Below are 11,894 nucleotides of genomic sequence, written 5' to 3' on the forward strand. Positions count from 1 at the left end.
CAGTCATATCCTTGCAGACCTTAGTCACAGTTCCGATGTATCTTCGACTTAGAGAGAGCGAACAGCCAATAAGTGCGCCAACCGATCAGGGTAGTCCGTGATGATGCCGTTCACCCCGGCCTCCAGCAGACGCTTCATTTCTTCTGGCTCATTCACCGTCCATGGGTGGTAGACGACGCCTAATGCCAAAGCCTCTGATACAGCCTCTGGTGTAACAACTTGTTTGTAGGCATGAAGTGCTGTAACCCCGAATTGGGTGGCATACTCCGATGGACGAACCATAATTTCGATATACAGCGCCCCCGTCTTGATTTCAGGAGCAAGCTGCGCACAGAGCGCCAGCGATTCGTGATTGAAGCTGGATATGATTACCCGCTGTTCCAACCCAAAACGCTTCACGGCAGCAATGACCTCTTCCTCCATTCCCGGATAGAGATAAATGCTATTTTTCAACTCTAAATTAATAATTGTATTCGAGGACTGGGCTAGTTCCAGTAGCTCATCCAGCATCGGGACCCGCTCACCTCGGAATTTCTCATCAAACCAGCTGCCCGCATCCAGTTTATTTAATTCTTCTAGCGTAATATCCTTTACATCCAGTGAGCAACCTGTCGTACGCTTCAGCGACTCATCGTGAATCAGCACCAGATGCCCATCTTGGGTACGCTGCACATCCGTCTCTATACCTGTTGCTCCCAGTTCCAAGGCGTGGCGGAATGCCGCCATCGTATTCTCGGGACATACACCTGAAGCTCCGCGATGTGCGAAATTAATCACCTTTTCGGTTACAGTCACAACATAACCCCTCCTGTCATTTCACAGGAACATTATACCTGCTCATTGTTTGGGCTGTATAAAGTATTCGTCACAGCTACCACTTCTTCTATGCCGTTTGAACAATTTTCCCGATCCAATCGGAATAAAACGTATTCCCGTTCCGTCGATCAAAATCAGCCGCCGCTGACTCTGCCAGTGGCCTAAAATACGCAATGATTTCTGTCAAAGTGCGTTCCTCTTTACCCCATTCCAAGGAAGCCGGCAACTGGATCAACCGTTTTTCTCCCGAAGTATCCAACTTTTGCAGTAGACTCACCATCGTCGCGTAAAAATACATCTGCTCCAGCCCGCTCTCATAGTCCAGTGCCATATGTAGATGACGCTCTACCACTTCGATTCCTTGAATTGGATCGGCAATCGCCAAATATTCGATATGCTCCGCTATCGTTTTCAGGAAGTCGCGATCATCCCGAATTAGGCGGTAGCCTTTGCGATGATTGTCCTTTGCCTGATCAACCTCGCCTTGACGATAAAGCGGCAACAGCACCTGCGAGAGCGTCACATGCGGTACTTCTGCACATTTCATGCGACCCGACAAAATCGGTTTTGCCACGGCAAGCGCCTGCTCGTCTTCTCCGGTCAAATAATAGAACCGCACCATCTGGCTCTGCTCGCAGGCCTCACAATCACTCATACTGTCCCGCTCGACCAAGCGGAAGGTATCCAGATATCGCCGTGCTTCATCCAGTTCACCCATGTCCATCGCGATGCGGAACTTATAATAGTAATATGGACGCTCATTGTACCCATATTCGGCATAACGTCTGCGCATATCCTCCGCCAGATCTTCTATTTGAGTCTTTGATATATTGGAAAAGCTGCACACCTTCCCGAGTATCCATTTATAATTCCACAACAGCTCATCTGCGTCGTATTCCTCTGGATTTTGATCAAATTGGCCCAACTGCCACGAAAAAGCAATCAGCGACTTCAATGGATATCCATTAAAAATAGCGCAGTCCACAATCTCTCCCCGGATTTCATAAGCAAGTTCCTTCAACCCGGATGTGTCTGCCAAGCGGACAGCTTCTTCCAGAATCGCCAGCTTTGCTGCACCCCCGGGCAGATCCTGCGCCTGCTCCATCAATTCATATATCGTATCTTCCATTTGGCTCCCCCTAAAATTACGCAATTACGCATTTTGTCCATTCCCTAATCCCCAATTGATAAAATGCAGTACACTCCGATTCATCAGTCCCAACTCACTGCGGTTCATCGGGTAGTGCCCCATCATAAGCGCATTCACATACATCATTTCTGTAGCTGCCGTGACCATCTGCGTATCGGTAGCTTCAAGAATCCGTGCCACCACCGGGTTGTTCAGATTAAAGTATAAGGTGGAATAGCCCGAATTTTGCTGGACTCCTGCTTTCAGACTATCAAGCACATTGGAAAAAAGTGAGGTTGTCTCCTCAACCGTGTTTTCCATGGAGCGCAAGGTCAGTGCATCCTGAGAAATGGTATACAACACTGGCAAACTCGCAGGCTCAAAACGCTTCAACTCAGCGCGGCAACGCATCGGCTGCAAAGCTGCATCCATGACACGTAGCACACCGTAATAACTCTCGCGTTCTTCCTGCGTTAGCCCGGTAAATGAAAGAGATACTTCCTCAGGGCTAAGACGCTCTGTTTGCAGGTTAGGGTCAATCCAATGCAGCCTTTCCAAAATGTCTGAATCATAAATATAGCCGCCATTGATCACCAACATGGATTGCGCCGCCGCCACATGCGTAATCTGACGATACTCATCTACTGTCGATGTGTAATGCAGTGGACGTCCGTCCGCCTCTTGGATCAGTTCTTTCAGCTCACGCCGCCCAAATGTACTTTCGAAGGAAAACCAACGGTACATTATCCGCAAAAATTCATCATCCTCCACGGCGAGCGCCTTCATGGACAGCTCATGCAAACGAATCCAGTGCTGCAAGCGGTCTGGCTCATACTGCGCCATGCGTAGCAGTTCTTCCCGAATACAGGTCCCCAGTTCAGAACGAACATCGTCAAGCTGCTCATTTTCATAAAAATACTCACGTGATGCCGTTGGTTGCAATTCATCTGTCCAAATCAGGCTTTTAATGAAGAATGCCCATTCCGGCAAAACATTTTCCGCCTTGTCCGACACCAGCATATGCTTCAAGTACACCCGATGCAGCCGCTTGCTGTTCAGATTAACACTGCGAGGCAAAATGAATGCAATCCCGCCTGTTCTGCCTGATGCCGTCCGCAACGGTATAAAATCACTGAAGCGCTCGCCCATCAGGCGATAGCCTAAATCCAGTACCTCACTACGGCGACTCCGTAATTGTTCTGAGTCCTGCATCCAGCTCGTCGACGGAAGATTGACGCGCTTGGTCTCCCCATCTACAGACAGCATGACCGGATACGGCAGCAACGCCCCATAATAGAATAAAGACTCCTCTACATGCGCTGGCTCATAATAAAACTCACTTCCCGGCTTGCAGCGCAAATAAATTTGCGTCCCTACAGGCAGCTCGGTTTCCAATCGACGAATCGTATACGTCCCATCCGGCTTCCCTCTCCATTCCATGGAGGTGCCCTCCTTCACCGAGCGGGTCAGCACTACAATTTCATCGCTCACCATAAAGCAGGATAGCAACCCAATCCCAAAGCGTCCGATAAACGAAGTCTCAGAAGCCAGCAAATCGGCTCCCTTCTTGGAAGACTGACCGATGATCGACAAAAAACGGTGAATGTCTTCTTCTGACAATCCAATGCCGTTATCCTGAATCATCAATACCTGATGCTCTCCAGAACCAGATAACTCCACGATGACTTTACCTTCATAGTCGTTACTCTCAGAAGCTGTATCTTCAAGGGTCTTGTCTTCTTGTAATACATTACTTTCAGCAGCAACCTTCCGCAGCTCCTTGCGAGCCGTGATCGCATCTGTTGCATTTTGTAGGACCTCACGTATAAACACTCGTGGACTGCTATATAAATGATTGGCCAAAATATCAATCATACCGCCCAAGTTCACTTGAAAACGATATTCGTCTGTTTGACTCATACAGATCATTCCTTTCTCGAAATACTACAACCACCATTTAGATTTAAATAGACTGTCTTTTAAAGTATAACGTGGATTTAAGTCGGATTGCACACCCTGCATTTCAGATATCAATACGTTGACAACGATATAATAGGGTCTTTTTTCACCTGGAAAGTCTGGCACTGGGTCTAATTAACTTCATAAAAATGTACGGAGTACGAGCACTTAGTGAATAAGGATCATCTTTGTCTAGTTAAATTTAGTAATAAACATAATATTTATTTAAAATCTACCTTTCTCTTAGAAACCTATATCTATGGAGGGACAAATGGCTCATTTTACGCAAAAAGCTCGCATTGCCGCTCTTGTAATACTCTTACAAGAGAGAATGCGAGCTTATTTAGATACAGTCGAAGCTGTACCTTTTACAGAAGAGAATTAATGAGACTTAGCGAGACGGATAACGTTCCACGATGCTTTGCCCAAATGAGCTTTTACAATTCCGTCTTCAAGCTTGGCGTTGCCGCCGTTGTGAGGCGTAACTTTTTCACCAGCTGGACTGTTGGTCGCTTTAAGATCATCATGCTCCAATACAGTATGCTCGACAATGCGGTAGCCTTCAAAACTGCGTACATCTACTGTCAGCTCCAGCGATTCAGACAAATGACGGTTCACTGCAAAGACAGTCAGTGCGTCTCCCTCTTCATCATAAACTACAGCGCTGTCCAGATAAGGAATGTCTGTGAAGTCCTTGGAATCGTATTTTTCCGAATCCACGACAGGCATCAGCGATATCCCACGACCATAACGGGAAGCATGCAAATATGGATAGAAAATTGTTTGCTTCCACGCCTTTCCGTTATTCTCGGTCATGATCGGCGCAATAACGTTGACCAGTTGGGCGAGGCAAGCCATTTTCACACGATCCGCGTGGCGCAGGAACGTAATCAACATGCTGCCTACCAACAATGCATCCTCAAAGTTATAGATATCCTCAAGCTGCGGCGGTGCCACAGACCACGGATCAATTTTTTTGTCCGCATCATTGGAGTGGTACCATACGTTCCATTCGTCAAAGCTAAGCATCATTTTTTTCTTGCTGCGTTTCTTTGCTTTGATATAGTCACAAGTCGAAATGACCGTATGAATAAAATGATCCATATCCATAGAGCGTGCCAGATAATTAGCCGTATCATTGTCATGATTGCCGTAGTATTGGTGCAAGGAAATATAGTCCGCTACCTCATAGGTATGATCCAGCGTGGTTGCTTCCCATTCCGGGAACGTCGGCATTGTGGAACTGGAGCTGCCACAGGATACAAGCTCAATGTCAGGATCAATCAGCTTCATGGCTTTTGCAGATTCAACAGCCAGACGGCCATATTCTTCTGCTGTCTTGTGACCAATCTGCCATGGGCCATCCATCTCGTTACCAAGACACCAGGTTTTAATCTTATGTGGTTGCTCTACACCGTGACTACGACGTAGATCACTCCAGTAAGAGCCGCCTGTGTGGTTGCAATATTCCACCAGATTACGGGCAGCATCAATTCCGCGCGTACCCAGATTAACCGCCATCATGACTTCGGAACCTACATCCTTGGCCCACTTGAAAAATTCATTCGTACCCACTTCATTCGGCTCGACCGTTCTCCACGCCAGCTCCAACTGTCTAGGTCTGGACGCAACAGGGCCGACACCGTCCTCCCAATTGTAACCGGATACAAAATTGCCTCCCGGATAGCGTATAATAGGAACATCAAGCTGTTTTACCAACTCTTTAACATCATTTCGGAAACCGCTTTCATCACTAGTTGAATGAGTAGGCTCGTAAATGCCACCATATACGGCACGCCCGAGATGCTCTACAAAAGAGCCATAAATGCGTTTATCGACTTCAGCAATACGAAAAGATTTGTCTACAATCATCTTTGCTTTTACAGCTGCTGCCACCTAAACCATCCTCTCTGAATGCGAAAATAAAATCCGTTGTACCACTAAGACTAAGAAGCCGTTTTATTTACGGTTTTAATATAACACACCATATTTATTATAGTCAATATTATTATTAAATACTTAATGTATTTATTAATGTTTAGAATAAACGATAAGCAATTGGTTACGTATTTCTAAGTGTTTCATTTTATAAACAAACTTATTGAGTGAATAACCCTTTGCTAAATAGTATTAACGGATTACAGGTGCGTTCAAAATAGTGCCTACTGCCATATCTTGCAGTCTGTTTTAAATAGTGAATATCAGTCTACCAACAGTTGTTCTAAATATGTATAAATACCACCTATATCGCCCACGTTTAAATTCGAGAGGACCCATTCTTTCAAATAGCCCTGCTCTGTCCGTATAGATATATAAATACGTTCAGTTTCCGCTTTCACCAGGATAGAAAGCTCAATATCAACGTCTAATAAAACTCGTTCTTTGGTGCAATGCGTAATATTCGTAGCCTCTACACACAAAATAGCAATATCCGTATAAGCGTTATATGCCATTGTACCCGCATTATATAACAGTTCCTGTAATCCATTGCTTGCATCCGAAGGGAGCGTATACTCCATATCATGCAACACTGCCGCGGACTGGTCCACCGCGATCCAGCTTTGGTATCCATCCCGGGCAAATTCCCCTCTCAACTCATGCAAAAAATAAATAATGTCAATGTCCTTGTCATAATAAATACAAATAAGCGGAATGCGAGAATCCTCTATTGCGATAGTCTGCTCCTGCCTCTTAGAGAAACACTCCTCTTGCTGCCACCACCGCAAATAGCAAGATGAAAAATTCAGCGTGGGGATGTATCGTTGATTTTTAAAGATACAGACGACATGTTTTCCATAACGTGAAGCCAATTGCTCCACTTCCTGCAAACTGACTGGTTCCATGTCCCCTAGCAAGACAATCGTATCTGTAAGGTCGTATACCGATTGTCCACCTTCGAGCGCTGTTTTCTGTTGTTCCCGCTCCCGCAGGATGGCTTGTTCGAAGATTGCAGCAACTTTGTCGCCAGGGAGTTGAGCTTCACATTGGGTCTGAAAATAATAGGGTGCTTTCGAGCCAATTGTACAATTCTCCTTAAACACATAGGCGCGCCGGATCCAATCCGGATGTCCGTAACGCATTACGGGGATTATGGTATCCTGTATCCGAAGATAACTATACTTATGTAAAATATGTTTTAGCTGTTCTATGGAAGGAACAGGCTTGGACTGCTGCAAAACTTTACATATCTGTGCTGTAATCAATGGAGTAGCATAGCTATTGCTGTTGGGGCATTGTACAACCTCTCCAGCTGCACCTATCAGCTCATGCTTGGCAAAAGCAGTAAAATCGATACCGCTTGAGAAGGCCCTCTCAGCATCATATGTATATTGCCCTGATGTGAGTATGCCGCTACGATCGCAACGCACTCCAATCACATTGGCAAAGGAGGCCGGATAAGTAAGAAGTCCTCCGTTTTGTGCAGCACATACCATAATTAATCCTGCCATAGCTGCATCATTTACAGCTTCCCGCATCATGCATCGATCTCGATAATTTATACTTCCCAAGCTGATATTGGCTACCTGTACACCATGCTTTACACACCAATCTAGCGCAGCACAAAGCTGAGTTGCATTTCCTTTTCTATGGTTCATTATTTTTACACTGCTAATGATCGCATCTGGAAAATACGTTTGTACAATAGCTGCACATAAGGTACCGTGATTTAAGGTGCGTCCATCTTCTACGTCTCCATGAGCTATTTCGACGTTATATAATAATTGGGTGTTTAAAAAGCCAGCATTAACCCCGTCGTCAATAATGGCTACATGGATCTTGCCATTCATTTTTTCTCCCCCTGTCTCTTCGGATTGTGAAATGAATCTCACGGCTCTGTTCCGTTCCATTAGAGTAAGTGGAGGGTGCCTCTGCAAACGATAGCGTTCGTCTGAAAGCACCCTCCTAATTTAGCGAACCATGCACATGATAGCCGGATCAGACTGCAATATTTACCTTCGTGCCTGCAGTCTTCGCCCCGTCTTTAGCCGAGTCCAGATAGGCATTGAGCTCTTGTTCAGTCCACACCCTGCCTGCCTCTGCATTCGCCTCCTGCTCATCCTTAGGTTCAACCCGATCTGTAATCATCGGTTCGTTATTCACTGCTTCGCTGATACGCTCATTAATATTCGCAGCGATTTCCATGATCTTTCCATTAAGTCCTTCTGCCTTTTCACGCAAAGCCGCTGATTTTGCAGGGTTAGCGTTTTCCCACCCCTTAGCCTCGCTTCCCAATGTGATTTGTGCCGTTTTGGCTATTTTAGCACTCTTCAACTCATTGTTTGCAGATACAACACTATGCATTGTATAGGTGATCAATCTTTGCTGCTGCTCCTCAGCAGTCTTAGGCGTATATTCTTCCTTTTTGCCTTTCTGAGCTTCTTTTTCACTTTCCTCATCCATGCCTAAAGCCTTTTTTTGCTCTTCCAGTGACTGCTTTTGAATGTTCTCGTCAATTTGCTGAATCTGCTTATCTATCTCTTCCATTTCAGCTTTTACAGCTTCCGGACCGAGACCACGCTTGAGAGCATTACTTAAATAGTCCGAACGCCTCTCCATCAAACTTTGCTTTTGCTCTGTCAATTGTTGAATAACCTTGTTTTGCGGCTTGCCTATACTCTTCCTTTCAGCCTGAGCGGAAAGGGGATGCCGTAGTTCAAGTCGGTTGTTATCTGCGGTGCGGAACGGCGATTGGTGAGATGATAATGATACATTCATCCTAAAACCTCCAATTCTCTTCTAAATGAGGATTTTTCCAAAATCCTGAAATAAGTGATTCTAGAGGTATATCGGATTTTTTTGTATGTTTTTGTATGTTTTATCATCATTTTCACAAATCCTTCATTCCTTTTCCACTGTTAAGCAGTCCTTTATCGTCTCATACAAGCTGTTATATGTAAGCAACCCCCCTCCCACTATACGCTCTTCCGGAATTAGGATAGCAAAGCTTTTTTCCACTTCAAATAATAGATATACCAGATCTCTGGGGAACAACCCCATATCAGGACCCAGTAATGTAGCCTCTTTATTTATCTCACCCGCTTTTATTTTAAAAAGCTTCCAAAATATATTTTCCAGTTTCATTCCTGTTCCCGTTACATCCTGAGTAAAGTTCATGTTCTTCCCTCCATTACAACTGAACTACGTGATGATCAACCGAAAAATAATGTAAAATATCCTTCGTCAGCCTATTCATATCTTCATCGTTGGACAGATGGAGTACAGGCACGGAATAATTGGAAAACTCCTGCTTTTTCTCTTCCACGAAACGATGATCAACAGATGCATATTGCATATTGACCGTGGAAGAAGAATAACTGTCGAATACATTGTTACATATGGCATATCCTAATAATGAAGAGGAAAAACGGTTTTCCATGTACTGTTTCACATGCTCTAAATATTTTATATTGTATTCATCATAGTGAAGACAACAGATCAGGCCATCCGGTCTAACAGCGCGGGATACCAAAAATGAGGTTACTCCAAAATAATTCGTGAACGTATTGTTAAAGGGAACAATCCCACCTGGAATGCCCACGAGTATTAGATCAGGCTTTTCGCTCTGCTCTATTTTTTTCAAATACCGATTAAACATGATAATCTTCTGGGTTTCCGTCATACCGCTTTCAAACATAAACTGTGGAAAAGAATGTGCACCAATCAGCTCCCCGCATCCATTAGATGTGATTTGCGACACCCGATATCCTTGTGCTTCAAGCTTCTGCCGAAGGTTAAGCTGCAAATTAAGCTTATGCGTTCGCTCGTTCAGCCCTAATACAAACAGAACCGGTGTAAAAAAATCATGAATAACAGAGCCCGGGTCAGGCGGTAAAATATCTTTCGTGCGTACATCAAATGTATTTTTTAAAATCAGCTTGTCATCTTGCTCCTCACAGGGTTCGATGAATTCCATACATGAGTCTGGCAAGGTGAAATTACACATGACTTTTTTGCCAAGTTGTCCTGCCTTCTTGATCACGGGAAGATACACCTCAGCTACATCCAGCTTGAAATTGGATTTCACCAGTAATATAGCATCACAACGCTCCATTTCTTGCTCCAAACAAGACTCCGGCTTCACTATGAAGCCTGTCACTTCCCCCTTGTCCGTTACACAGGCATCTTTCCCGATCATACCCGACCCTTGAAAAGAAATAAGTACAACTTCCTCATAACTTCCTAATAGATTCAAGTTCCTAACCAGGGCTATCGTTTCATAATCAAACGGAAAAATGATTAATTTATTGGTCATGGAGACACCCCTCATGCTTTTTCAAAATCGAGAATCGTATCCTCGGAGAAATCATAGCCCAGCTCATTCATCATGCAATAATCAAGTAAGGTATGCCTAATATCATTTTTGACTGCCGAACAATGACTCAGCTTCTTTTCTTTGGACAAGGTATGCAAATCATCTGCTACAGCAACACACAGCGTACAAAAACGGAAATTCCAACAGTTTTTACATACATCCTCCGTGATTGTCCCTACATTCAAAATCTGGCTGATTTTATCCACTTCAAAGCCTGTATCCACTTTTCCAATCTGCACCACCTCCGACTGCTCACTGACCCGTTCACATGGATACAGATTTCCATGCACATCCGCAAACAATCGCTGTACACCAGGCACACAGGGTCCACCATGATGTGCTTCTATCGGCATTCCCGCAGAAGGCTTTCTATAATGAAACATTCGGAAATACATCTGAATATAATAGTCCTTAATCAGCTTGGAGACATGATTTTCATCTACTCTTCCAAACTTGGAAAGCATCATTTTAACTACCTCATAGCCTCTCTGCTCAATAAATTCATTTCTGTACAAAATTTCATCCTTCACATAAGCATCGTTAATGTAGGACGACCTTACACTGTACAGACTTTCGAAGGTTTCATAATTTGTATAAAAATCATTGATACAACCAAAATCATTACGGGTATCCAGCACCACATTAAAATTAATCCATTCAAAGAGGTCCGGGTAATTTCTCTTAATTTTATCCACATTGGCAATAATCGTATCGAAGGAGCCTCGCCCGTTAACAGCAAATCGTCTGTTTCTGTCATGATTCTCTTGATCTCCGTCCAGACTGATCGTAAGCACAAAATGATGTTCATCCAGAAAGTCCAGAATATCGTCATTAAGCAGCGTACCATTGGTCGTCAAATGAAAGCCTACATCTCTATACGCTACTTGTTCCTTGATATATTCCACACACTTCTTGACTAACGGAAAATTAATAAGCGGCTCTCCCCCATAAAAACCAAAATCCAAACGGTCACTGTCTACTGACCTATCAATGACAAAATCAATACACTTGCGCGCTGTCTCAAAATCCATCATCAGACTGGTATGACCTCGATTGTCATATCCTCCTGAATAAACGCAGTAAGAGCATCTAAGATTGCAATTTTGAGTTACCTGCAAGGTGAGGGTCTTCAGCTGATGCTGAAGCATATGCTCCAGGTGCTTTGTCTTGGGATGATTCATAATCTGCGGACGCTGTGAAGATAAAAATCCGTAATCCAACAAGTCACGGATATACTGCTGCAATTCCGGTGCAGCCTCCATCTGATCCAGGTCGAAGCTGGAATGCGAATTCAGGAAATGGTAAGCCTCCTCTTTAATCCGCAAAATTAAATTGGTATTTACATCATATACATATTGGTGGAGTCTCGTCTGAAATGTGTATATAAAGGGTTGGCACATGTTCATGATTCACACCTACTCTGTTTTGATGTGGACAGAAGCCTGGAATGCCCAGGCTCCTCCATACAGATACAAGCTTAATAATTACCAATTCCAGTTCCGTTATCTCTGCGATAAGAACCGTCACTTTCACGCTGAGTATTGGAACTTCGAGTCAAACTGCCTGCGCAATAACAGGAGCAAGGACAATAACAGGAACAACCACAGCCAAATGCCTCAATCGTGTCGCCTACATTCGTGCTTCTTTTCACAAGCTTACGCATGTTAAACTACTCCT

General features: G+C 44.2%; 10 protein-coding genes. All 10 read right to left on the reverse strand.

Translation table 11 applies throughout. From position 1 onward, the window contains the following. Nucleotides 1-48: 48 nt before the first annotated feature. On the reverse strand, nt 49-795 hold the full coding sequence (locus MHB46_RS12600; protein ID WP_341162490.1) for a glycerophosphodiester phosphodiesterase: 747 nt from the start codon (nt 793-795) through the stop codon (nt 49-51). Between the two features lie 88 nt (nt 796-883). Next, on the reverse strand, nt 884-1,945 hold the full coding sequence (locus tag MHB46_RS12605; protein ID WP_341162491.1) for a hypothetical protein: 1,062 nt from the start codon (nt 1,943-1,945) through the stop codon (nt 884-886). A gap of 24 nt (nt 1,946-1,969) precedes the next feature. Further along, nucleotides 1,970-3,865, reverse strand: a complete 1,896-nt coding sequence (locus tag MHB46_RS12610; protein WP_341162492.1) for an HSP90 family protein — start codon at nt 3,863-3,865, stop codon at nt 1,970-1,972. Between the two features lie 420 nt (nt 3,866-4,285). Continuing rightward, nucleotides 4,286-5,800 (reverse strand): arabinosylfuranosidase ArfA, encoded by a 1,515-nt coding sequence (gene arfA / locus MHB46_RS12615; RefSeq protein ID WP_023986630.1) that lies wholly within the window; start codon nt 5,798-5,800, stop codon nt 4,286-4,288. Between the two features lie 305 nt (nt 5,801-6,105). Then, nucleotides 6,106-7,692, reverse strand: coding sequence for a S8 family serine peptidase (locus tag MHB46_RS12620; RefSeq protein WP_341162493.1), 1,587 nt, complete (start codon nt 7,690-7,692; stop codon nt 6,106-6,108). Nucleotides 7,693-7,840: 148 nt separating this feature from the next. Next, nucleotides 7,841-8,620 (reverse strand): muscle M-line assembly protein unc-89 Uncoordinated protein 89, encoded by a 780-nt coding sequence (locus MHB46_RS12625; RefSeq protein WP_165179621.1) that lies wholly within the window; start codon nt 8,618-8,620, stop codon nt 7,841-7,843. Nucleotides 8,621-8,743: 123 nt separating this feature from the next. Continuing rightward, complete coding sequence (locus MHB46_RS12630) at nt 8,744-9,019, reverse strand: peptide maturation system acyl carrier-related protein (protein WP_023986627.1); 276 nt, start codon at nt 9,017-9,019, stop codon at nt 8,744-8,746. A 13-nt stretch (nt 9,020-9,032) separates the two neighbouring features. Then, nucleotides 9,033-10,157, reverse strand: coding sequence for a TIGR04066 family peptide maturation system protein (locus tag MHB46_RS12635; RefSeq protein WP_025723875.1), 1,125 nt, complete (start codon nt 10,155-10,157; stop codon nt 9,033-9,035). 11 nt (nt 10,158-10,168) lie between these two features. After that, nucleotides 10,169-11,623 (reverse strand): Cys-rich peptide radical SAM maturase CcpM, encoded by a 1,455-nt coding sequence (gene ccpM / locus MHB46_RS12640; protein ID WP_341162494.1) that lies wholly within the window; start codon nt 11,621-11,623, stop codon nt 10,169-10,171. Between the two features lie 71 nt (nt 11,624-11,694). Beyond that, a complete protein-coding gene (locus MHB46_RS12645; protein ID WP_071559456.1) occupies nt 11,695-11,880 on the reverse strand; it encodes a CLI_3235 family bacteriocin precursor in 186 nt (61 codons plus the stop codon). Between the last annotated feature and the right edge of the window lie 14 nt (nt 11,881-11,894).

Origin of the sequence: Paenibacillus sp. FSL H7-0703 (assembly GCF_038003485.1) — a bacterium.
GTDB classification, from domain to species: Bacteria; Bacillota; Bacilli; order Paenibacillales; family Paenibacillaceae; genus Paenibacillus; species Paenibacillus polymyxa_B.